This window comes from Acidobacteriota bacterium, assembly GCA_009861545.1.
Taxonomy (GTDB): Bacteria; Acidobacteriota; Vicinamibacteria; order Vicinamibacterales; family UBA8438; genus WTFV01.
In genome coordinates, this window is sequence record VXME01000077.1 from 79,915 (window position 1) to 102,086 (window position 22,172).

General features: G+C 66.7%; 17 protein-coding genes. 7 read left to right on the forward strand and 10 right to left on the reverse strand.

Annotated elements, in window-relative coordinates:
- The first annotated feature begins 9 nt into the window (after positions 1-9).
- Complete coding sequence (locus tag F4X11_13200; GenBank protein MYN65970.1) at positions 10-1,221, forward strand: AAA family ATPase; 1,212 nt, start codon at positions 10-12, stop codon at positions 1,219-1,221.
- A 3-nt stretch (positions 1,222-1,224) separates the two neighbouring features.
- Positions 1,225-1,821 (forward strand): DUF4276 family protein, encoded by a 597-nt coding sequence (locus F4X11_13205; protein ID MYN65971.1) that lies wholly within the window; start codon positions 1,225-1,227, stop codon positions 1,819-1,821.
- A 53-nt stretch (positions 1,822-1,874) separates the two neighbouring features.
- Here the strand turns inward: F4X11_13205 and F4X11_13210 are convergent, their stop codons facing one another.
- From F4X11_13210 to F4X11_13225, 4 genes are all read right to left on the reverse strand, one after another.
- Entirely contained in the window at positions 1,875-2,552 is a 678-nt protein-coding gene (locus F4X11_13210) for a dienelactone hydrolase family protein (protein MYN65972.1), read from the reverse strand.
- A gap of 53 nt (positions 2,553-2,605) precedes the next feature.
- Positions 2,606-4,048, reverse strand: a complete 1,443-nt coding sequence (locus tag F4X11_13215) for a hypothetical protein (GenBank protein MYN65973.1) — start codon at positions 4,046-4,048, stop codon at positions 2,606-2,608.
- Between the two features lie 198 nt (positions 4,049-4,246).
- Positions 4,247-5,044: a hypothetical protein gene (locus F4X11_13220; GenBank protein MYN65974.1), complete on the reverse strand. Its 798-nt coding sequence runs from the start codon at positions 5,042-5,044 to the stop codon at positions 4,247-4,249.
- 113 nt (positions 5,045-5,157) lie between these two features.
- Entirely contained in the window at positions 5,158-6,474 is a 1,317-nt protein-coding gene (locus tag F4X11_13225) for an MFS transporter (protein MYN65975.1), read from the reverse strand.
- 260 nt (positions 6,475-6,734) lie between these two features.
- Here F4X11_13225 and F4X11_13230 point away from each other — a divergent pair, with 260 nt between their 5' ends.
- The 3 genes from F4X11_13230 to F4X11_13240 all read left to right on the forward strand — a co-directional run bounded on the left by F4X11_13230 (position 6,735) and on the right by F4X11_13240 (position 12,307).
- Positions 6,735-8,405: a carboxylesterase family protein gene (locus tag F4X11_13230; protein MYN65976.1), complete on the forward strand. Its 1,671-nt coding sequence runs from the start codon at positions 6,735-6,737 to the stop codon at positions 8,403-8,405.
- Between the two features lie 183 nt (positions 8,406-8,588).
- A complete protein-coding gene (locus F4X11_13235; GenBank protein MYN65977.1) occupies positions 8,589-9,818 on the forward strand; it encodes an ATP-binding protein in 1,230 nt (409 codons plus the stop codon).
- On the forward strand, positions 9,746-12,307 hold the full coding sequence (locus tag F4X11_13240; GenBank protein MYN65978.1) for an AAA family ATPase: 2,562 nt from the start codon (positions 9,746-9,748) through the stop codon (positions 12,305-12,307). Before F4X11_13235 ends, F4X11_13240 begins: the two co-directional genes overlap by 73 nt.
- Before the next feature lie 462 nt (positions 12,308-12,769).
- Here the strand turns inward: F4X11_13240 and F4X11_13245 are convergent, their stop codons facing one another.
- The 6 genes from F4X11_13245 to F4X11_13270 form a co-directional block, all read right to left on the reverse strand.
- A complete protein-coding gene (locus F4X11_13245; protein ID MYN65979.1) occupies positions 12,770-14,281 on the reverse strand; it encodes an ATP-binding protein in 1,512 nt (503 codons plus the stop codon).
- 54 nt (positions 14,282-14,335) lie between these two features.
- Positions 14,336-14,911, reverse strand: a complete 576-nt coding sequence (locus F4X11_13250; GenBank protein ID MYN65980.1) for a cupin domain-containing protein — start codon at positions 14,909-14,911, stop codon at positions 14,336-14,338.
- A complete protein-coding gene (locus tag F4X11_13255; GenBank protein MYN65981.1) occupies positions 14,641-15,618 on the reverse strand; it encodes a polysaccharide deacetylase in 978 nt (325 codons plus the stop codon). The genes F4X11_13250 and F4X11_13255 overlap by 271 nt, the downstream gene beginning before the upstream one ends.
- A 2-nt stretch (positions 15,619-15,620) precedes the next feature.
- A complete protein-coding gene (locus F4X11_13260) occupies positions 15,621-17,744 on the reverse strand; it encodes a S9 family peptidase (protein ID MYN65982.1) in 2,124 nt (707 codons plus the stop codon).
- 197 nt (positions 17,745-17,941) lie between these two features.
- The gene (locus F4X11_13265; protein ID MYN65983.1) at positions 17,942-19,072 is read right to left on the reverse strand and encodes an MBL fold metallo-hydrolase; all 1,131 of its coding nucleotides are present in this window, start codon (positions 19,070-19,072) and stop codon (positions 17,942-17,944) included.
- A gap of 33 nt (positions 19,073-19,105) precedes the next feature.
- Positions 19,106-19,780: a hypothetical protein gene (locus F4X11_13270; GenBank protein MYN65984.1), complete on the reverse strand. Its 675-nt coding sequence runs from the start codon at positions 19,778-19,780 to the stop codon at positions 19,106-19,108.
- 289 nt (positions 19,781-20,069) lie between these two features.
- On the opposite strand from F4X11_13270, the gene F4X11_13275 reads away from it, so the two are divergent.
- Together F4X11_13275 and F4X11_13280 are read left to right on the forward strand one after the other, a co-directional pair.
- A complete protein-coding gene (locus F4X11_13275) occupies positions 20,070-20,261 on the forward strand; it encodes a hypothetical protein (GenBank protein MYN65985.1) in 192 nt (63 codons plus the stop codon).
- Positions 20,262-20,971: 710 nt separating this feature from the next.
- Positions 20,972-21,592: a hypothetical protein gene (locus F4X11_13280; GenBank protein ID MYN65986.1), complete on the forward strand. Its 621-nt coding sequence runs from the start codon at positions 20,972-20,974 to the stop codon at positions 21,590-21,592.
- Positions 21,593-22,172: the final 580 nt, after the last annotated feature.

Genomic DNA, 22,172 nt, shown 5'->3' on the forward strand with positions numbered 1-22,172 from the left:
GGAGGCGTCGTGGAGGCTGATCGTCGTTTGCTGACCCGTGTCGTGCTGCGCAACTACAAGAGCATTGCCGCATGTGACGTCTCGCCTGCGCAGTTGACGTTTCTGGTCGGTCCGAACGGCTCGGGCAAGAGCAACTTCCTCGACGCGCTGCGTTTCGTTGCCGATGCGGTTCGGTTTTCGCTCGACCACGCGCTGCGGGATAGAGGCGGGATCGGCGAGGTTCGGCGGAGGTCCGGGGGCCATCCCAATCACTTCGGGATTGGCATCAAGCTCGGTCTGGCACAGTCGGCGGCAAGCTACGCGTTCACGGTCGGCGCAAAGCCACGCGGCGGGTACGAGGTGCAACGCGAGGAGTGCCGCGTCGCTCGATACGACGGCAGCGAGCGTCACTTCTACTCGGTCGAGCGTGGGCGAGTTGCCGAGAGCACCCTGTCCCCATCTCCCGTCGCCGCCGATGATCGCCTCTACCTCGTGAACGTCTCGGGTGTCGAGGCTTTTAGACCCGTATATGACGCGCTCGTGGGCATGGGGTTCTATAGCCTGAATCCCGAAGCGATCCGGGAGCTTCAGTCGCCCGACCCGGGCGATCTGCTGCAGCGGGACGGAGGTAACATCGCCAGCGTACTTGCCAATCTGCGCACCCGTTCACCTGACGTCAAGAAGCGGGTCGAGGAGTACCTGGGCAAGGTGGTTTCCGGAATCTCGGGCGTCGACGAAAGGTCTGTCGGCCCCAAGGAGACCCTGGAGTTCAGGCAGGAGGTGCGCGGGGCTCGCTACCCGTGGCGGTTCTTTGCGAGCAGCATGTCGGACGGAACGCTGCGCGCGCTGGGTGTGCTCGTCGCGCTGTTTCAGGGATTCGCCGGCGCGGAATCGACTCGGCGATGCGTCGGTATAGAGGAGCCCGAGGTCGCTCTGCACCCGGCGGCCGCGGGAGTTCTGATCGACGGGCTCCAGGACGCCGCGGAGCAGGCACAGATCCTCGTCACGAGCCACAGCCCCGATTTGCTGGACAACAGGGAGATACCCGACGATGCAATCATCGCGGTTGTTGCGGAACATGGCGAGAGTCGCATCGGTCCTCTGGATGAAGTAGGACGGTCTGCGCTCAGGGATCATCTCTACACCGCCGGCGAGCTCCTCCGCATGAATCAACTGCGCCCTGACCCGAGCGTCTTCGAATTGCGACCGGAACAGCTTCACCTGTTCCACGTCCTGCCATGAGCGATGGCAAGAATCGTTGCCATCGTCGAGGGGCATGGCGAGATGGACGCGGTCCCGATTCTGCTAGGCCGAATCGCCGAGGCGGTCGCCCCGGCTACCGACGTCGCTATTCTCCCGCCGATACGCGTCGACCGGTACGGTGTCGTTAAGCAGGGAGAGCTGGAACGGGCCGTCGAGTTGGCAGCTCGAATGACTGGAACCGACGGGAGCATTCTACTGCTGCTGGACGCCGACGACGATTGCCCGGCAGAACTTGGTCCCGCGCTGTTGGAGCGAGCCAGGGCTGCGCGACCGGATCGCATGATTCGCGTCGTGCTCGCAAAGGCAGAGTACGAAGCGTGGTTCCTTGCGGCGACGGCATCGATTGCCGGGCGCTGCGACATTGACGAAGCCGCGGCGCAACCCGACGATCCAGAAGGGATCAGAGACGCAAAAAGGTGGCTGACCGCACGGATGCCCTTCGGTCGCTCATACCGTCCGACTCGGGATCAGGCGAACCTGACGGAGGACTTCGACCTCGATGCCGCCCGGCAGGCAGCGCCCTCGTTCGACAAGCTGTGGCGGGACGTCAGTGCGTTGCTGGCGCCGGATACGCCTTGAGGTGATGCCCTCTTTCGCCGCAGTCAACCGCATCCGACGACACCCGGCACGCGTCACGCCAGGTGCCGCCGGTAGAACGCGAGCATCCGCGTCCAGCACTCGGCGGCGTACTCGGCGTGGTAGACCTCGGCGCGGGTGTCGTTGAAGAAGGCGTGGTCGGCGCCCTCGAAGATCGTGATCTCGACCTCCTTGCCGGCCGCCCGCAGGTCGGCCTCCAGCTTGCGGGCGACCTCCGGGGTGACGAAGCCGTCCTTCTCGGCGAAGAATCCGAGGACCGGCGCCCGCAGGCTCGCCAGATCGGGTGTGACGTTGGGGTGGATGCCGTAGAAATCGACGCAGGCGCCGACCTTCGCGTTTGCGCACGCGGCGAACAGTGAGAGCTGGCCGCCCATGCAGAACCCGACGGTCCCGACCCGGTCGCCGGTCGCCTCGTCGCGGGCAAGCAGGTAATCGACAGCGCCGCGCAGGTCCCGTTCGGTCTGCTCGATATTGAGCGCCATCATCAGCTTGCCGGCGTCGTCGGGGCTCGCGGCGGTCTCGCCGTGGTACATGTCGGGCGCGAGCGCGACGAAGCCTTCGCCGGCGAAGCGGTCGGCGACGTCCTTGACGTGATCGACGAGCCCCCACCACTCCTGGATGACGATCACGCCCGGACCGGAACCGGACGCCGGTGTTGCCAGGTAGCCGCCGGAGCTCTTCCCGTTCGCCGCGAACTCGACCATCCTGCCCATCGTCCCGCGCTCCTCTCCTTCTCTCGCTACCCTTGCAGCGCTTGCCGCCCGCTTCAGTCCTCGGTCGTCGCCGACACCGCGCGGCCGTCGACCGCGATTCCGGACAGGCTCTGCGCCCGGTTGTCGAACCGGTCGTCGGAGAGCGGCGCGTACAGCTCCAGACTCGACTGCAGGAGGCCGCCGGCGTGCAGCAACCCGACCTCGTCGGCGTGCAGGCCCGCCCGGTGCACCATCCAGTCCCTGTAGTCGGCCGGGGCGGGGACCGCGGTCGACCAGTCGGGGCCGGGGCCGCCGAGCACGAAGCGGTCGGGCTGCAGCCGCTCGTCGATGGTGCCGACGAGCCGTCCGTCGACGTAGAAGTGGGTCTGGCCGCGCGCCACGTAGTGGGTCAGCGTCACGTGATGCCACTGGCCGTCGGCGCCCGGTTGCGGCGACGTGGCCGCGTTGCCGTTGGCGGAGGTGTAGACCCAGCGGCCGTTCTGAATGGCGATGGTGGCCTGGAAGCGCCGTCCGGTGGGGGTGAGCGTCATCGCCTCGAAGTCGAGCTCGGCGCGGCGGAAGGGAACCGTGACCCAGTCCACCTCGTGGCCGACGGTCTGGCCGCCGATGCTGGCGATGGTGCCGTCGCCCTCGGCCCGTACCTGGAAGGTCAAGCCGAACGAGCGCATGGTCTGGTCGACGTTCAGCGTCAGCGGCGACCGTCCGCGGCCGCGCACCCGTGCGAAGCCGGCCGCGGTAGACCGGGTCGGGGTCGGCTTGCCGGCTTCGAGGGCATCGAAGAGGGTGGGTACAAAGGCGTGGAACATCTCGGTGTGGCCGGCCGCGTTGGGATGGATCGGCTCGGGGAAGAAGCCCCGCGCCCAGCGGCCGTAGCCGTCGTCGATGGCCCCGAGCAGGTTGACGCTCGGCACGTCCCAGGTGTTGATCAGCAGGTTCGTGGCCCGCGTGTGGGCGTACTCCGCCTCGGTGAAGTCGCCGCGCGTGTAGGTGAGCCCGATCACCGGCACGATGCCGCGCTCGCGGGCGCGAGCGATCAGACGCTGCAGGCCGTCGGCGAACTGTTGCGCGACGGCGTCGGCCGCCTCGCGCGAATCCGCGCAGCGGGGCGACGGCTGACCGGGCGGGCAGCGCATGATGCCCTCGTTGCCGAGCGACAGCGCGATGACCACGTAGCCCGGATTGACCGGCGTCAGATAGCGCGTGCCGGGGTCCGGCTCGCCCTCCGGCTCGAAGCGCGGGGTGATGGTGATCGTGTTGTCGCCGCCCCGCGAGACGTTCAGCACTTCCCATCCCCACGGCTCCAGCAGCTCGCGCAGGCGGCCGGTGTAGCCGCCGAGGTTGAGCTCGTCGCCGGTGCCGTTGGGGACCGACGATCCCCACAGGGCGATGCGGCGCGGGCGTTCGCCGTCGTCGGACGATTGCGCGGCGGCGCCGCCGGCTGCTAGAAGCAGAACGATCAGCACGAAGAGAACGCGGCGGAAGTCGGCAAATCGCATGACTTGACCTCTCTTGCACGAAGGGTTCGTTCTGGCCGTTCGCGTGCGAACTCCAGACGCCAGCAGAGAACCTGGAAACGCGCCGGCGACACCCGGTGCCGCTCGGCTTGCCCGGTGCTTGCCGGCGACGCGCAGAATAGCACGTCGGAGAGCGCCAGTTCGTGGCCGGGTCCCGCGTCTCGTGCCGCGCCGCTGGTCCTACCGGGAGGTAACGTCGGTGACCTCGCCGGCGGCGTCGACGAATCCGAGGCGCCCGTTACCGACCTCGCCGAGCGAGGCCATGAATGCCCCCTGCCCGTCCAGGAAGATGATGCTCGGGGCGCCGTCCTCCGCCACGCCGGCGACGAGGCGCGTGCCGGCCGCGCCGCCGAGGTTGAGCACCGTGGCGTCGCCGACCGCGGTCAGGACGGCCCGTCGCCGGTTGTTGGCCGAGAGCGCCAGTTGCGGCATGTGGTCGCTGCCGACGGTGAGCGATGCGGCTTCCTGTCCGGCGCCGTCGGCGAGCGCCAGGCGGGGCAGGCCCTCGGCCGTCAGATGCAGTTGCAGGCGACCGCGCGCCCCGTCGCCGAGGGTCAGGATCGGCCGGCCCTGGACCGCGCCGAACAGTCCCTGCCCCTCGGCTTCGGCCCCGGCGACGACGATGGCGTCGCGGCCCTGGACCGTGGCGCGCAACCGCGTCTCTCCAGTCGGGCCGTTGAGCTGGATGAGCGGCGTCCCGTCGGGCTCGACGCCGAACGTACTGCGCACCTGGCCCGCCTGGTCGTAGAGCGTGATCGACGCGAGTCCCCCGGGGTCGCTGCCGGCGAGCACACCGCGCAGCCGTCCCGCGCCGTCGACCAGGTTCACCTGCGTTGCGGTGACCACGCCGGCCGTCCCCTGCGCCTGCACCCCGCCGGACATCGACAGGTTGGTCGCGGCGCCGCCCGCGAACGAGGCGGCCAGCATCGCGACTATCGTCCAGAGGCGCTCACGCGCCCGCCCGTGTTGTTTCGACATCTCTTGCTCCCGTGGTTGATTCGTTGTCTGCCGGCCAGCGTCCAGTGTCTGCCGCGGTCGTCCCGCGGCCGTTCTCCATGCTGCCGGTAGAGAACGGTTCCATGCGGCCCGCCTCACGCCTCGGTCGCCGTGAATCGGCGCCCGCGGGTCTCGGGCCCCAGCCAGACGACCGCGGCCACGAGCAGGCCGGACGCCGCGATGCAGACCATCATCGCCGACCCGGTGGTCATTCCGCCATCCTGCAACCGTCCGAGGACGAAGGGCGTCAGCGACCCGAGCGCCGCGCCCACGTGGTAAGAGAGTCCGGGACCGACGCCGCGCACGGCGGTGGGGAATCGTTCCGTGAGATACGCGGGGGCCATCCCCCAGATGCCGCCCCCCGAGGCGCCCATGACGACCGCCCCGACGGCGAGCCCCGCGTCGCCCGTCGCGCCGACGTAGGCCGGAATCGCCGCCACGCCGGTCAAAGCCGCCGCCGCCACCGCGCCCCGCCGGCCGAGCCGCGTCCCGGAGGCGTGTCCCCAGAGCGCCATTCCCACGACGGCGCCGAGATTGAACGCGAGGAGGTAGCCGAGGGGCTCGCGGCCCGCCTCGCGCAGGAAGGTCGGGTACCAGAAGCTGAGCGAGTAGTAGGAGAACATGAACGCGCCCATCAGGATCGACGCCTGCACGGTGGCCCACAACAGGTCGGGCCGGAGCAGTTGCAGTATCGACACGCGCTCGGCCGCGCTCTCGGTGCCTGCCTCCCGCAGGTGGCGCTGGCGTTCGAGCCAGACCGGGCTCTCGCTGATCCCCGACCGGATCCAGGGCACGAGCAGCGCCGGCGCGACCCCGACCCAGAACATCACGCGCCAGCCGAGCGTCGATCCGTCGGCGTCGCTGAGTGGATCCGGCAGGCCGGTGAACAGGGGATAGACGTAGTGGAACGTCAGGGCGGCCAGCATGTAGCCCCAGAACCAGCCGCCCTGCAGCAGTCCGGACGCCAGTCCGCGCAGACGCGCCGGCCACTGCTCTAGGGCCAGGGGCATGCCGGCCGCCCACGGGCCGCCCATCCCGATGCCGAACAGCGCCCGGAAGGCGAAGAGCATCGCGTACGACGTCGAGAAGCCGCTCAGGAACGCGAACAGCGAGAACCAGAGAATCGACAGCATCAGGGGCAGCTTCCGTCCGTAGCGGTCGGCCATCATGCCCGCCCCCAACCCGCCCACGAGCCGGAACATCAGCGTTACGGTTCCGAGCGCGCCGGCCAGCGCACGGTCGACGGTGAAGCTCTGCTGGATGTCGATCAGGATGAACGTCAGGATGGTGAAGTCGAACGCGTCGAGCATCCAGGCGAGGAAGGTGGCGGCGAACACCTTCCTCTGCTGGCGATCGACCTCTCGGTACCACGGCCGTGTCGGCTGTTTCACCATCGGAGCGTTCCCCGCCATGGCAAACGAAGGCCGCAGCGCGACCCTGTGGTCGCGTTCGGCGACGGTTTCCGGGCTGGGAGTCTGCGCCGTGGAACGGCGTAGACTTCCAGTCAGGCCCGGTTGGGCGGCAATCGGAGGCCGCAGCGCGACGGCAGCGGTCGCGTTCGGCGACGATTGTCGGGCTAGGATCGGACAAGCGCACCTTATCAGAGAGACGGCGCAAACGAGACGCGGGGGCGACGCGCGAGCGCGTGCCGCGACGACAGCGGAGACCACAGATGACCATGATCCGGTGCATTTCCATCCTTCGTGCCACGGCTTGCGCGGCTGTCGTACAGGTCCTCGCGTTCGGCGGCGCCGCCGCGGCCGGCGCCCAGACCGTCCTCGATCCCGGGACACCGGTCATGGTCACCGGCGGCGCGATCCGGGGGGCCGTCTCCGCGCGCGACGAGGGAATCATCGCTTTCAAGGGGATCCCCTACGGCGCGCCGCCGGTCGGCGATCTGCGCTGGCGCCCGCCCGCACCGGTCGTCGGCTGGGAAGGTGTGCGCGACGCATCCGAGAGCGCCGCGATCTGCATCCAGAATGGCGGCCGGAGCGTCACCCAGGACGAGGACTGCCTGTTCCTCAACGTCTGGGCGGCGCGCGAGTCGAGCGAGCCGCGGCCGGTGCTGTTCTGGATCCACGGCGGCGGTTACACGGGCGGCTCCGGGTCGACCGCCATCTACGACGGCGCGCCGCTCGCCGCGGATGGAGCGGTGGTGGTCACCATCAATTACCGCCTGAACGTCTTCGGTTTCCTCGCGCACCCGGCGCTGTCGGCCGAGTCGCCGCACGGCGCGTCCGGGAACTACGGCCTGCTGGACACGGTGGCGGCGCTCGAATGGGTCCGCGACAACATCGCGACGTTCGGCGGCGATCCCGGCCGGGTGACGATCTTCGGCGAGTCGGCCGGCGGCGGCGCGGTCATGTCGGTGATGCTCATGCCGCAGGCGGAGGGACTGTTCCACCGGGCCATCGCCCAGAGCAACTGGATCAACGGCTGGGACCGGCCGCTGGCCGAGGCGGCGCGCGGCTGGGAGGCGGCCGAGGAGCAGGGACTCCGGGTGGCCGCCGCGCTCGGTATCGCGGGGACCACCGACGAGGCGCTGGCCGCGATGCGCGCGGCGAGCGCCGCCGATGTGCTGGCAGCGTCGAACGCCGACGCGGGCAGCCCGTTCCTGCGGACCGGCAACGTCTGGGCCCCCAACGTCGACGGCTGGGTCATCCCGGACGACCCGCTGGCGATGTACCGCGCCGGCCGGCAGCACCAGGTGCCGCTCATCACCGGACTGAACGGCAATGAAGGCTCCCTGATGACGCGCAACATGGACGTTCCGGACGCCGCCGCATTCGAGGAACACGTCCGGTCGGTCTACCCGGAGTTGGCCGACGAGATGCTGGCGCACTACGACGCGTCCTCACCCGACGCCGCGCGGGCCGCCATCGACAAGGTGATCCACGACCTCTATTTCGCCGGGCCGGTGCGGGCACACGCCGAGTCGCAGGCCGCGGCCGGCGCGCCGACGTGGCTCTATCACTTCACCCGCGTGCCGCCGACGCCTTGGGGCGCCGATCTCGGATCGCACCACGCGGCGGAGCTGGTCTACGTCTTCGGCACGCTGACGCGGCGCGAGGAGGGCGGCGAGCGCCCGCTCGGTCTCACCCCGGTGGGCGACTACACCGACACCGACACCGGTCTTTCCGCCACGATGCGCGGCTACTGGGTGCAGTTCGCCGCCACCGGCAATCCGAACCGCGGCGGGCTGCCGCCGTGGCCGGTGTTCGATCCGGAGACCGATCGGCACCTGGAGTTGAGCTCGGTGATCACACCCGGCACGGGGGTCGATACCGAGGGCGCGGCGCTCTGGGAGGCGCTGGAGGCGAACCGTCGCGGCGGCGGGGAGTGAGTCAAGAGCGGGTCTGCACACGGAGAGACTCGCGCTCGCTGGCTTGGACTCGTCGAGACGGGGCCGGCAAGGTGAAGGAGGCGCTGACGACGACGTGCACACGATATCTGCAACGAAATCATTGCCAAAAAAAACATTGCCGCATATCATGATCGCATCTGTCTCGGTGCCTGGAAGACGTGAATGCGCAACATTACCGGGCCACCGGTTGTGGACGAGGACCTTTATGGACGCGAGTACGAACTGACTCGCCTCTGGGAAAAGCTGGAGCAGGGCGAACATGTTCTGATGCTCGCTCCCAGGCGGGTCGGCAAGACCAGCCTGATGCTGGAACTCCGCCGCGCGCCTCGCAGGAAGTGGGATGTCGTCTACGTTGACGTCGAAGGCGCCGCCGGCGCCGCGGACTGCGTGGCGGCCATTGTCGCCGCGCCGGCGGCCGATCCCAGGTATCGGAACCGCTTCGAGGCCATCCCGTTCTCGAACGCCGTCAAGGACGTCCTCGCGCGTCTGCAGTCCGTCAGCGTCGACGTCTTGCGTGTCGAACTGAAGGACGCAATCGGTCGCGAGTGGGAGCATGCCGCCGATCAGCTTCTGGCGCGCCTGACGAGTCTGCCGGACACCGGCGGCAATCTCCTGATCATCATCGATGAACTGCCGCTTCTGGTTTCCCGGTTGCTGCGGGCCGGTGAACGGAGGCACGAGGCGGAAATGCTGTTGTCCCGCCTCCGGCATTGGCGCCAGGCCCCGGCTCTACGCGACCGGATCCGCACGTTGATCGGCGGATCGATTGGTCTCGAAGGTATCCTCCGGCGCGTCGGCCTTTCCGGCTTGATCAACGACCTCGCACCGTTTCACGTGACGTCATGGAACAGAACTGTCGCCGTCGAGTTTCTCCGAGGCTTGGGGAGCCACTGCGATTTCCATCTCAGCGAGACATTCATCGCCCGGATGATGGACCTGTTGCAGGACCCCGTTCCATACCACGTACAGCTTTTCTTTTCGGCGCTTCGCGACGCCTGCCGCGGCGAGGCGTCCCGCGTTTCGCGGGAGATCATCGAACGATGTTTCGAGGAGCGGCTCGCCGGCGCCGGAGGGACGGCCCATCTGGATCACTACGCGGAACGTCTCGAGATCGCATTCGACGAGCAGGAACATGACCTCGCGCACGACATTCTGAGTCGTGCCTGCCGGCGCAAAGGGGGCGTGAGGCTCACCGCGCTCGGCGATATGCGCGGGCAGAGCGAACCGGCGGTTCAGTCAGTGCTGCGGGATCTGGAGGTCGACGGGTATCTGAGGCGCGCGGGCAGCCGGGTCGAGTTCCGCTCGAACCTTCTGCGGGTATGGTGGCGCAAACACCACGCACGGAGCATCACGCCATGGTTCGCCGGCGGCTCTACAACCCAGCCCAACTGACTCCGGACGAGTTGAAGACGTCGTTCGTGGCACGCAAGGACACCCTTGCGGAAATGCTCCGTCTTCTCGGCGAGCAGATGCCGAACCGACCCTGCCAGCACGTCATGCTCCTCGGGCCGCGGGGTATGGGCAAGACCACCCTCGGTTTGCGTTTCCTGCACGCAATCCGCGAAACCCCCGACCTTGCCGCAAACTGGCAGCCGGTGCCATTCGACGAGGAGAGCTACGGGGTCGACACCCTGGCGGACTTCTGGATTACGGCCTTGCAACACCTGACCGGGGCCACCGGACAGCCGCGTTGGGCAAAGCGGGCGGCGGCGCTGGTCGAAGACGAGGAGGACGTGGAACGGATCGCAGCCTACGCTCTCGCAGCTTTGCTCGACTTTTGCCAGGCAACCAGGAAGCGGCTGGTCCTGTTCGTCGAGAGTCTGGATGTCGTGTTCGCCCAGATTCGAGACAAGCGCGACATGCACGCGTTACGCGCCACCCTGATCGAGCGGCCGGACATTCTGCTGATCGGGTCCGCCAACGCGGTCTTCGATGGCCTCGTGAGCCGTGGCGAGCCGTTCTACGAGTTCTTCCGAATCATCGCTCTCGATGGTCTCGGACTGGAAGATGCTCGACAAATACTGGCGGCGATTGCAGACAGCGAGGGTCGGCCGGAGGTGACGGATACCCTGCAACGCGACAGCGGCCGGCTGGAGACCATATGCCGGCTGACGGGCGGCAATCCGAGGCTCTTGGTGCTTGCCAGTCGAGTACTGATCGAATCACCGCTCGGACGTGCGTTCGAGGATCTGGAGCGGCTTGTCGACGAGCAGACGCCGTACTTCAAGGCCCGGATCGAGGCGCTGCCCTTTCAGGCTCGAAAGGTATTCCATTGTCTCGCGGACGGATGGGCGCCGATGCTGGCGAAGGAGGTGGCCCGCGCCGCGGGCCTGGGCTCGTCACACGCCAGCGCTCAGCTCAGGCAACTGGTGAACAGGGGCTATGCGAAAGAGATCTGGTTGCCGGGCGCAAGTCGGACGCGATACGAAGTCAGCGACCGGTTCTACAACATCTATTATCTGCTGCGCTTCTCGCGCACGGGGCGCGATCGTCTCGAACGACTCGTCGCCTTCCTGCACGACCTCTTCGGACCGGCCGGCATGCGCAAGATGTATCCGGCCGCGCTGGCAAGGCTGCGAACGGAGCGGGCAAGTACCGAAGAAGTCTCCGAATGGCTTGACGTTCTGGTTCACCACGTGGCTCGCGACCTGCACTACGAAGGACGTGACGAATGGCGCCGTGGGGCGGTGGATCTCGCCTTGAATCGTGTAGGTGCGGACTCGCCTGTCGTCGGTGAGATCGAGCGGGCGTTTGCTCTCGGGGACGCAGAGGCGATATGCAGGAAAATCATAGCGGACCGACCGGAGCACGCGGGAGCATGGGTATTACTGGGTATTGTATTGGTCCAGGATGAACGCATTGAAGACGGCATTGCCGCGTTTGAGCACGTACTGAAGGACGCCACCCCTGATGACCCACCGGAATCTCGTTCCATGGCTGCCGGAATCCTGGCATACAAGGGGTGGGCTCTTCATAAGCAAGATCGTCACGAAGAAGCGCTTGCCTCCTGCCAACGAGCGGCCAAGTACGTGCGTCCGGACGATCCCTTGATGCTACGCTATACGGCTGCCGTAGCCCTGAGACTCAGCGTGGCTGTTCTCCTGGAGTCCGATCGCCATAAGGAGGCCGTCGCTGTTCTGGCCCGGGCGGCGAGCTATTTTCGCGTGGACGATCCGGCAGCGCTGCGACATGAAGCGGTCAGGGTGCTATGGGCCAAGGGAGTCGCTCTTTCCCATCTGGAACAACATGAAGAGTCAATCGCGGTATGGCGTCAGGCGTCCGAGTACCTCAGATCGGACGACCCGGTCGAGTTGCGCCGTTCAGCTTCCACGTTGCTGGCCGTCGGGAGTCGCTGGTTGAATTTCCGTGGGAAGTTCGTTGCGGCGGAAGCTTGTTGCAGGCGGGCGACGGAGCTCGACCCGCTGCATGACGAATCATGGCGTGTCCTGGCGGAGGGGATTCTCTGGCAAGAGGATGAGCGTTTGCAGGAAAGCGAGGACTGCGCCCGCCGGGCGGTGGAACTGGCGCCGAACAAATCGAGGGCGTTGCACACGCTTGCCGACGTGCTGGCGCGCCGCGGAGAATGGACGCAGGCCCTGGATCAACTTGAACACGCTCTGCGCATCGGCGGCGATGACTTTCAGGAACAGAAATGGCCGGGCTTGACGGATTCGCTCATTCCGGCGGTTGCCGCCGGCCATGGACCGCGCGTCAGGCGGATAATGGAAAATGCCGGGTTGGTTGAGTCGATGGAGCCGCTCTGGCACGCGATCAGGGCGGAACTGGGCGAAGAACTCGAACCCTTACCCACGGAGATCATGGAAACAGTGATCGACATCAGACAGGAGATTGCATCTACTCCCGCGTCGCGTCCAGGCTGACCACCGGCTCGACACCGACCACCTCCGCGCTGTGGACCGCCCCGCGCGGCACGGCGAGGCAGTTGCCGGCTTCGAGCACGGCGTCGACGTCGCCCATGGTAGCTGACCCCCGCCGTCGCACTTGCCCTCGAACGCGACGCCCTCGGCACCGGCTCCATCGGCGACGCGAGGTCGAGATCGGCCAGCAGGAGTACAATCGCCAGCGTCCACCCCGGCGTGAGGCGGCAAACGAACACGTTTCCCACATCCGGTTGTGGCTGCTGTTCGAACCGTCTCCGTCCGCCGTGAGTAGCAAATCTTTGCGCTCGTGCTCCTGGCGCTGCGGTCACCGAGGCTGGTTATCGGATTGGCGCTCTTGGCGGTATGGTGCTGGGCGTAGTGATGCGGGTCATCCTCGTGGCTGCGGGGTTCCCGGTGCGGGGGGAGCCGGCTTCGCAGTCGGATTCTGGACCGGACGAACGCTCACCGCAGCAGCAGGAAGGTCGACAGCGGAAGACTGACGATCCGCGGGTCGTCCACCACGCCGGAGGCGTCCTGAGTGATCAGGATGCCGAAAGCGGCGTTGTTCACCGTCTTCTCGAGGAACGAACGAAGACCCGCGGTGTCGCGGTGGGGATCGATGCGTCGCTGATACTTGACCTCGACCGGTACGCGCAGGACGCCGACGGTCAGCACGAAATCCACCTCGCGATCGGCGCCGCGCTCGGGCCAGTGCGCGATGTCGAGCCCGGCGACCAGGGATGCGGCCGAGCCGAAGACGCTCTCGGCGAGGTGTCCGGCCTGTGTCGTCAGGTCCGGGCGCTCCGCGAGGGCGTCCGGTGCGAGCGGGACCTGTTCCTGCAGCCAGCATGCGCGTAGCGCGTGGTCGGCGAGGCACAGCTTGGGACCGCCGCGGTTCTTTCGCAGACGCACGTCCAGCGGCGGGACGAGCCTGACGAGGAGCGTGTCTGCCAACAGGTTGAGATAGCGCGTCACCCGCCGTCCGTCGACGGGCATGTTCAGCGACAGGCCGACCTGCTCGGCCAGCTCCGATATGGCGGGGGCGAGGCCCGCGTAACGGCAGGTCAGTTGAAGGAGGGCCTCCAGCAACCCGACGTCTCGTCGGCGGCCTCCGTTGGGAACATCGTGGCGGATCACCCTGCGAATCACGGTTTCCTGCAGGAGATCGGAAAGATCCGCCCAGTCGACGTTCTTCCGTTTGTGGACGATCGGGTAGCCCCCGCGTTCCGAGAAGTGCCGGAAGGCGTCCGTTCGGAAGCTTGAGTGCCGCAGGCCATGCTCGCGGAGGTCGGTCCAGAACGCCTTGTCGACGATGGCGCTCAGGCCGTTTGTGGGAAGAAACGGCTTCGGGGTCTCCAGTCCGTGCAGCGGACCGATCTCCGTCAGGGAGAAAACGCCGGCTTCGATAGTGCTGATCCGTCCGGCGAGGCTGTCGCGTCCCTGCTCGATGCGCAGGGCGGAACTGCCGGTGATCATGGTGCGCACGGAAGCGTTGTCCACGAGGAACTTCAATTGCACGTGCCAGCCGCTCACGACCTGCACCTCGTCGAAGAGGAGATGCGCCCATCGACCGGCGCGGGCCAGGCGGTTGAAGTGCGTTCCGGCGATGTGGTGCTCGAACCAGTCCGCGATGCGCAGGATCGGGTCCACGAGAGCCTGCAGCGACCCCAACTCGTCGAACTGCACGCGGAGGATCCTGTTCGGCGGGATGCCCTCGGCCAGTAGGTCCTCGATGATCTGGAGCTGCGCCGTGGTCTTGCCCACCTGACGGGGGCCGCGCACCGCGACGATGGGTGCAAGTTCCAGATTCAACCGGCGCCGGATCTGGCCGACGAGGTGGCGTCGCGGGCCGGGTTGCACCGGCGCGGGCTCGCCCGTCCACCAGGGGTTCTGGCGGCGCAGATCGGCGACCAGACCTGGAGGAAGCTCCGGGACAGGGAACACCGAACCGCTTTCGTTCATGGATCGGATCATGAAGCGGGACGTCGATGGTTGGGCGAGCCGCGGATCCGGACCGAGCGAATCCCGCTACTCCCGCGTCGCGTCCAGGCTGACCACCGGTTCGTCGCCGACCACCTCCGCGCTGTGGAGCGCGCCGCGCGGTACGGCGAGGCAGTCGCCCGCTTCGAGCACAACGTCGACCTCGCCCATCGTCATCCGGAACCGGCCGGAGACGACGGCGTCGATCTTGTCGATGCCGTGGGTGTGCGGCGGGAAGCGCGTGCCGGGCGGATAGACGTAGCGCGACACGGCGTAGCCGCGCGCCTCCAGCTTGCGCCGAAGGGCCTGCTCGGAGAGCGGCCCCTCGGCGGCGGCGTCCCAGTGCTCGACGCTCACAGCCCCGCCTGCTCCTTCACGTAGCGCGCCACCTGCTCGTGCGTCGCGAACCAGACGTCGCCTTTCGCCTTGATGTGGTCGACGAGCTCCTCGAGGATCACCATGCGCGAGCGGTGGCCGATGATGTGCGGATGCGTGGTCAGGAGGAACATCGTCCCTTCCTCGTAGGCCTTGTCGAACTCGTCGATGTAGACCTGCAGCAGCTCGCGGGGCGGCGTGTAGCTGTTGCCGCGCGGGTTCAGCAGCGGCGCGTCGTCGAGGATCCACTCCACCGGCAACTCGACGATGCCGGTCGGCTCACCGTTCTGCATGAGCTCGTAGGGGCGGTCGTCGGCCATCAGCGAGCTGTCGTAGAGGAATCCCATCCCGCGGATGATGTCGAGCGTGTTGGGGCTGAAGTTCCACGACGGGGCGCGGTAGCCGACGGGGCGGCTGCCGGTGACCTGCTCCAGGTAGTCGGTCGCGCGGATGACGAGGTCCCGTTCGGTCTCGGCGTCCAGCGCACTGTTCAGCTCGTGGATCCAGCCGTGCACCGCGAACTCGTGGCGCCCCGAGGCCTGGATGACATCGATCATGTCCGGCCGCAGCACCAGGCTGACCGCCGGGATGAAGAACGACGCCGGGATCTCGTGCCGGTCCATCAGGTCGACGACCCGCTGCAGGCCGACCCGCGCGCCGTACTCGCCCTGGGACATCGCGCCGATGGATGGATTGGCGTTGCGCCCGATCAGGATGGTGTCGTTGTCGACGTCGAACGAGATCATCACCGCCACGCGGGCGCCGTTCGGCCACGATTCCGGCTGCAGGCTGCGGCCGGCGCGGACGCGGTTGGCGATGGCCCGGATCTCGTCGAGGTCGAGGTAGATGCCCGGCTGATCGGTCTGGGCCCGCACGGCGTTCGTCAGCAGGCTGCTGCCGGCCAGCCAGCCCAAGGTAGTGGCGGCGGCGATGCTCGCGATGCGCTTCCAGGTCATGGTCACTGTCCCTCGTCGTCCGCGGTTTCCGCCGGCTCCGCCTCGTGCGGCTGGTCCTCGCTGATCGGCGGGTTGTCCACGTGCTCGCCGAAGAACGCGGCGTAGCGCCGCAGGCGATCCATCTGGTGCAGCGGCTCGACGATGCCGTGCCCCTCGCGCGGGAAGCGGACGAAGGTGACGTCCTTGCCGAGGTCCCGCAGCGCCCGGTAGAACTCGACCGACTGCTCCGGGGGCACCCGCGTGTCGCTGCCCCCGTGCATCAGGAGCACCGGGCTCTTCACGTCGGCCACGTAGGTCATGGGGGAGTGCTCGCGGTAGTTGTCGGTGGCGGTCCAGGGCGTCCCGCCGAAGAACGACGCCAGGTAGTCCTGGAGGTCGTTGGTGCTGTACATGCTGTAGAGGTTCGTCAGACCCGCTCCCGGCGAGACGGCCTTGAAGCGATCGGTCTGGGTGACGATCCAGGCCGACAGATACCCGCCGTAGCTCCAGCCGTAGCAGATGAGGCGATCAGGGGCGGCCCAGCCCATCTCGATGGCGTGATCCACACCGGTCATCACGTCGTCGTAGTCGGTGATGCCCCAGTTGTCGATGTTGGCGCTCACGAACGCCTGGCCGTAGTTGGTGCTGCCGCGGAAATTGGGCTGCAGGACGACGTAGCCGTTGCCCGCGAAGAACTGGGTCGTGGCGTTGAAGGCGGCCAGGGACGCGCCCGTGGGTCCGCCGTGCGGATTGACGATGAACGGATAGGCGACGCCTTCCTCGTAACCGACCGGCTTCGTCAGCACGCCCTCGACCGGGTCGCCGTCGCTGTTGGTCCAGCGGACGGTCTCCACCGTGCCGAGTTGCACGCCCTCATCCCGGAGCCAGGCGTTCGCGTCGGTCAGGCGGACGGGCTCGCCGCCGGCGGTGGCGGTGTAGATCTCCGAAGGCCGGTCGGGGCTGGTATGGACCCACGCCCAGCGCGTTCCGTCGTCGGAGAGCGACCAGGCGCTGTTGCGCCCGCCCGGCGCCGACGCGGTGATCACCGCACCCGACTCGACGCTCACCCGGAACAGGCCGTTGGAGGTGCCCTCGCCGGTCGGCCAGAAGACGTACCGCCCGTTCGCCGACCAGATGGGGACCGAGAAGTTCCGGTCGACGTCCTCCAGGAGCACACGCGGCTCGCCGCCGCCGGCCGGGGCCAGGTACAGCTTGTCGTGCAGCGTGTTGCTCGAAGCGGCGGCGTTCGAGGCGAACGCGATGGTCCGGCCGTCGGGAGACCACCGCGGCGACGTGTCGCTCCCGCCGTTCTCGTGGAGCAGGCGCCGCTCGCCGGTCTCCACGTCGACTACCCACAGGTCGCTGCGCCAGGCGTCGTTGGCCGTCGGATTGGGGCGGGTCTCGAACGCCACCTGCCGCGAGTCGGGCGACCAGTCGGGATTCCGGACCGTGAAGTCGCCCTCGGTGAGCCGCCGCGTCTCGGAAGTGTCCAGATCGTGCAGCCAGAGATGTGTCATCCGGTGCAGTGCGTCGACCACCTCGGCGTCGCCCTGTTCTCTCCTGCGCTTCTCTTCCTCCTCGGGGAGCGGGTCGCGCGCCGTGAACAGCAGCGCCGAGCCGTCGGGCGCGAACGAGAACGAGCCCACGGATTCGTCGTGCCCGGTCACCTGCCACGCCTCGCCGCCGTCGGCGTACAGGAAGTGCACCTGCGTCTTCGCGTCCGATTCCTCGCCGCGTGCGGCCAGGAAGGCGATGATCCCGCCGTCGGGCGACCACGCCGGCGCGGTGGCGTTCTGCGGACCGCGCGTGAGCTGCCGGTTGCCGGTCCCGTCGACGCGGACGCGCCACAGGTGGGTGACCGCGGCCAGGTCGTCGGCGTCCATGTCGCGCGTCCTGAGCGTGTAGGCGACCCACTCGCCGTCGGGCGACAGCTCGGGGGACCCGACCTGGTTTATGCGCAGGGTGTCGCGGGCGGAGAGGACGCGGGGCCCGGCTTCCTCCTGCGCCAGGGCCGGGCTCCCGCAGACGACGAGCGTCACGCCCGCGGCGACGATGACAAGGGGTATCCGTTGACTTCGCATGTCATTCCTTCCGTTGCCGCAACACCCACCAGCTCGAGAACCCGGCCAGGATGAGCAGGCCCGCATACCAGGTGGTGCTGACGATCGCGATCGTCAGGTAGATCATCCAACCGAACGCATAGGCAGGCCAGCTATCCGGGAACCACACGATGGCGGTTGAGCCTGTGGCAACCGCCCCCGCGACGACGGCAAACGTCTTCACCGGTCCCCCACCGGATCGGAGACCACGGCGGGTCTCCGTCCGGCTCCCTGGGTGGTGTCCTCTATATCGGGTGCTGGATCTGCAGCACCTCGTAGATCCGCACCACCGCGCGCGGGTCCGCGCTTCGCGCGCGCGCGCCGTAGGCGTCCTGGTGCGCGCTGAGGTCGATGCGTGCGGCGGCCTCGTGTGCCGGCACCCCTTCCGCGCGCAGCTTCGACGCCTGCGCCCAGAGGTCGCGCAGATAAGCCTGCAGGTCGTCGATCTGGCTGCGGTCGCGGAGCGGTGCGCCGTGGCCCGGCACGATGATGTCGAAGTCGAGCGCCTTCAGCCCGTCGAGGCTCGCCGGCCACTCGTTTACGAACCCGTCTCCCATGTACGGCAGGCCGTTGGCGCCGGGGCTGCCGACGAAGAAGTCGCCGGTGAAGACGATGCGCTCTTCCGGCAGGAAGACGATGGTGTCGCCGCCGGTGTGACCGCGGCCGACGAAGTGGAGCTGCACCTCGCGCCCGCCCTTCACCAGGGTCATCGTGTCGTTGTAGGTGACGTTCGGGGCCTTGACGACCGTCTCCTGGATCGCGTTGTAGTGCGCCTTGCGGATGCGCAGGTCCGTCTCCAGTCTGGTGCGCTCGGCCGCGTCGGTCGCTACGGCGAGTTGCGCCTCGATCTGTTCGATCTGGCCCGGGATGGCGGCCGAGAACGATCGGTTGGTGCGCTGGTTCAGCGGGTCTGCCAGGTGCTGCGAGCGCGTGTAGTCGTGTCCGACGATCTCCACGTCGTCGCCGAAGAGCTGGTTCCCGTGCGAGTGGTCGAAGTGGAAGTGCGTGTTGAACACGTACCGGATCGGCTTGTCGGTCACCTCCGACTTGATCTCCGCGATCAGCTTGCGGGCCGCCGCCGGCGTGACGGTGGTGTCGACGAGCATCGCGTGGTCGTCGTTGACGATTACCAGCGAGTTGCTCATCGTCGTCATCGCGCCGGTGCCGGTCGCGAAGAAGACGCCGTCGCCGATCTCCTCGAACCGCCAGGCCGCCGCGCCGTCGGTCGGATCCGTCTCCTGGGCCGCCACCAGCAGACCGGTCGTGAGCAATGTCGCCGCGAGAACCGCGGCCCGCGCCGTGCTGCGTCGTGTCTTGAACATGTCGTGCGTTCCTCTTCTTTCGTTTCCTTCAATCCTTCGGTTTCGCTGTCGCATGCGTTCACCGTGCCGTCGGTGGCGCAAGGGTTCTCAGTCGGCGGTCGCCCTGCCCGCGATCTCCGGGTGATGGTGCTCGACGTACAGGAAGCCGTGGTACACGCCGGTGCGGTGCGCGCGCCGCGCCTGATCCCGCACGTGAATCGTGAGTGTCCGCGGGGCCTTCGCCTCGTAGCAGTTGCCCCGGCGCGCGGTGGCGAGATGCTGAAAGAGCATTCGCTGCTCGGGAGCTCTGCGAAACCTCTCCCGTTCCGCTGAACCGACGTCCGTGTAGGCGCCGCCGAACCACTGGTCGATCGGGCTCGGACGGTGGTCCACACGGCGCAGGTAGCGTCGGTCGACCGAAGCCATCTCGCGCTCCAGGGCTGCCGCGACGCGGGCGGTCTGCACGCAGGTGCCGAGCGTGCACTCGGCGTGATCATCGCGTGTCTGGACGCGGTGGGCGATCGGCATCAGCAACTGCGTCTGCAACTCGCGGAGGGCGGCGGTCGGCTCGCCGAAGTACGCCAGTCCGTAGGCGGCCTGGACCACGTAGCAGTCGTTCGGATGCAGCGTCGCCACCTCGACCGAGGGCTCGTCGACCGGCAGGACCCAGTAGTACGTGTCGGGAGCGGCGCGTGGTGCCTGCTGCGCCGCCGGGGCCGGACCTGCCAGGCATCCGACGGCCACGGCCCCCGCCGCGAACACCGCGCGCCCCAAGCGGTCCATCAACGCATTCTAGCCCGACAATCGTCGCCACCGGCTCCTCTTGCCGCCCAACCGGGCCTGTCCAGGCGTCTGCACCGCTTCTGCGGCCCAGAAGCCTGGCCCGACAATCGTCGCCACCGGCTCCTCTTGCCGCCCAACCGGGCCTGCCCAGGCGTCTGCGGCGCGGACGCGAGGCGCCGAAGTTACAGAGAATTCACGTGAAGATGCTTGGGGCCATGTAACTTTGGGTTAAGATGGTTAGTTGGGCAGGGACCGATCAGCCCTGCCTGTACGGCAAGAGGAGGAAACGATGCCGACACGACGACAGACGAACGGGGCGACTCTCGCCCGTAATGCCCACCCGCGGCTGCGGCTCTCCGCCGCGCCGCTTCGCCAGCACTCCCACGCGTCTCTTCGACGCGCGACCGACGCCGGACGGTCACTGGACCTGCGGACCGTCTACCGGCAGTTCGTGCGACGTCTCTGGTTCGCGGCCTCGTAGCCGGCCACCCAAGCCGCAGCGCATGCGCTCCGCCGGAACCGGGCGACATCCGTCCTCGGATGTCATCCGCCCGGCGGTAGGGACCGCCGCCCGTCGAATTTTTCAAATTCGCCTCGCCCGCGGCCGCGTGTTACCATGCAGGAAGTCGCATTGGGGAGCGTTCGCCCGGGTCAGCGTTTTCGTGGTACCCTAACGGAGGTGATGCCTATGGAAACAACAACACGCACGGAAGCTCCTAAGTCGGCGTCGGCTAACCGATGGACTTTCAGCCTGGACTTGTCACGAAGACTCGATGTCACTTGTGAAACTGCCAGGGCGCTGCCCAATGCGACTAGCGACGGCCCCAAACCCAAGACAAAGGCCACCCGCCGAAATTCATCTCTCATCAGCGGTGAAGTACTCAATGACTTGTTTTGCCTTGAACGCGTTGGGCTTTGGAGGAGGTGGGCGATGGCGAAGATAAGTGGTGATTAATATGAAGTTCAGGTCACTGGTAGTGGCGAAAAATGTTTCTCTGAGCCTCATACGTACATATCAGTATGAGACTAGACTGACCCATCGGGCTGCGAAGGAATTGGCCTTACACGTTCTTTGCCTGACGGGCAGCGAGCTTGCTCGAATGGTTGGAATCAAGATGAAGTTTTGACGCCCTCCCCTCCCCCGTGGTAGGCTTTCGTTCGCCAAGCATCGAGAAGGGAGAAGGGGGAGGAATGAGTAGAACAAGAATTGCTGAGACGGTTGTCGCGATGTTGGTTACACAAGCTATTATGGCGACGGTTAATCAAGTTACGCCTGTGCTTACGTTTGAAGTGTTCACTGGGGTAACTGTGGTGGTTGCTGTGCTGGTACTTGTGGCGACTATTATTCGTGAAGCGATTGCCAGTCGTGAGCGAACCTACGTGCACGGTGCCTTACCTTTTCGGGAATTACCCGCGGTCGATACCCCGCGAGCGTACGTGAAAGTCAATCTTTGGCTTTTTATGCCAACCCTAGATGGACTAACCGATATTGAAGTCGAGGACACAGTGAAAGGCCAGGTGGGAAAGTGGGGTATGGCTGGGGGTGTAGTATGGAACATCACCAGACGGGAGCCAGGTATCGAGCTTACCATACATAGGATAAAATCAAGGGAAGAAGAAGGAGGGGAAGACCCGAAGCATAGAAGTCTATTCTGTTATTTCGCTGCGGAGAATGCCGGCGAGGCGTTACTGTGTCGGAAGGGGGACGAGGTGGTTTTTGTTGGGCGGGTGAAGGCGGCAAAGGCAAGCTGGACGAGCCTCGGCAAGTGTGAGTTGGTGCTACACTCGCCGGCGGCGCCGGCTGAAGGTTAGGGAGCAAGCGAAATGGCTAATGGTACCGTTGCGTGGGGTGGTTACGTTTTTCATGTTTGTGATTATGACACTGACTGGAAAGACGCTCCGGGTGTCTACATTTTTACCGGAGTGAATCAAAAGAACAATTGGATTCCTGTATACATTGGTGAAACAGGGTCGTTCAGTGACCGCATGGCGGGACATGAGAGATGGGAGCAGGCTCGACGCCTTGGGGCCACTCACGTCCATGCTCGGGTCGTGCAAGGGGATAGGCAGGTAAGGGTAGGGATTCAGGACGAATTGGTTCAGGCATATAGCCCTCCTCTGAATAGATAGAGGACGAACCGCCCGAAAACCACACACCTACTCACCGACCTGGAAAGGTTGGGTCGTGCTACACTTGGAGTTGAGTGGAAGGTGGCGGGTAGACTTCTTTCCTACCTGAGTTTGCCCTTGTTGTTCGGGGTTCCACCGTTCACCCTCTTCCGCGCGCACGCATGAGCCGGAAATTCGAATTTCGGCGGGCGGCGGTTTCCGGTACGGCCCAGTAGTGTCCCAGGAATTACTCCAATAGATTCAATAGGTTACCGGGACCTCC

Bases quoted from the DNA above. Each gene is read 5' to 3' on its own strand.
- F4X11_13205 (MYN65971.1), top strand. From the start codon at position 1,225: ATGGCAAGAATCGTTGCCATCGTCGAGGGGCATGGCGAGATGGACGCG.
- F4X11_13210 (MYN65972.1), bottom strand. From the start codon at position 2,552: ATGGGCAGGATGGTCGAGTTCGCGGCGAACGGGAAGAGCTCCGGCGGC.
- F4X11_13215 (MYN65973.1), bottom strand. From the start codon at position 4,048: ATGCGATTTGCCGACTTCCGCCGCGTTCTCTTCGTGCTGATCGTTCTG.
- F4X11_13220 (MYN65974.1), bottom strand. From the start codon at position 5,044: ATGTCGAAACAACACGGGCGGGCGCGTGAGCGCCTCTGGACGATAGTC.
- F4X11_13225 (MYN65975.1), bottom strand. From the start codon at position 6,474: ATGGCGGGGAACGCTCCGATGGTGAAACAGCCGACACGGCCGTGGTAC.
- F4X11_13230 (MYN65976.1), top strand. From the start codon at position 6,735: ATGACCATGATCCGGTGCATTTCCATCCTTCGTGCCACGGCTTGCGCG.
- F4X11_13235 (MYN65977.1), top strand. From the start codon at position 8,589: ATGCGCAACATTACCGGGCCACCGGTTGTGGACGAGGACCTTTATGGA.
- F4X11_13240 (MYN65978.1), top strand. From the start codon at position 9,746: ATGGTGGCGCAAACACCACGCACGGAGCATCACGCCATGGTTCGCCGG.
- F4X11_13245 (MYN65979.1), bottom strand. From the start codon at position 14,281: ATGATCCGATCCATGAACGAAAGCGGTTCGGTGTTCCCTGTCCCGGAG.
- F4X11_13255 (MYN65981.1), bottom strand. From the start codon at position 15,618: ATGACCTGGAAGCGCATCGCGAGCATCGCCGCCGCCACTACCTTGGGC.
- F4X11_13260 (MYN65982.1), bottom strand. From the start codon at position 17,744: ATGCGGGCCTGCTCATCCTGGCCGGGTTCTCGAGCTGGTGGGTGTTGC.
- F4X11_13265 (MYN65983.1), bottom strand. From the start codon at position 19,072: ATGCGACAGCGAAACCGAAGGATTGAAGGAAACGAAAGAAGAGGAACG.
- F4X11_13270 (MYN65984.1), bottom strand. From the start codon at position 19,780: ATGGACCGCTTGGGGCGCGCGGTGTTCGCGGCGGGGGCCGTGGCCGTC.
- F4X11_13275 (MYN65985.1), top strand. From the start codon at position 20,070: ATGCCGACACGACGACAGACGAACGGGGCGACTCTCGCCCGTAATGCC.
- F4X11_13280 (MYN65986.1), top strand. From the start codon at position 20,972: ATGAGTAGAACAAGAATTGCTGAGACGGTTGTCGCGATGTTGGTTACA.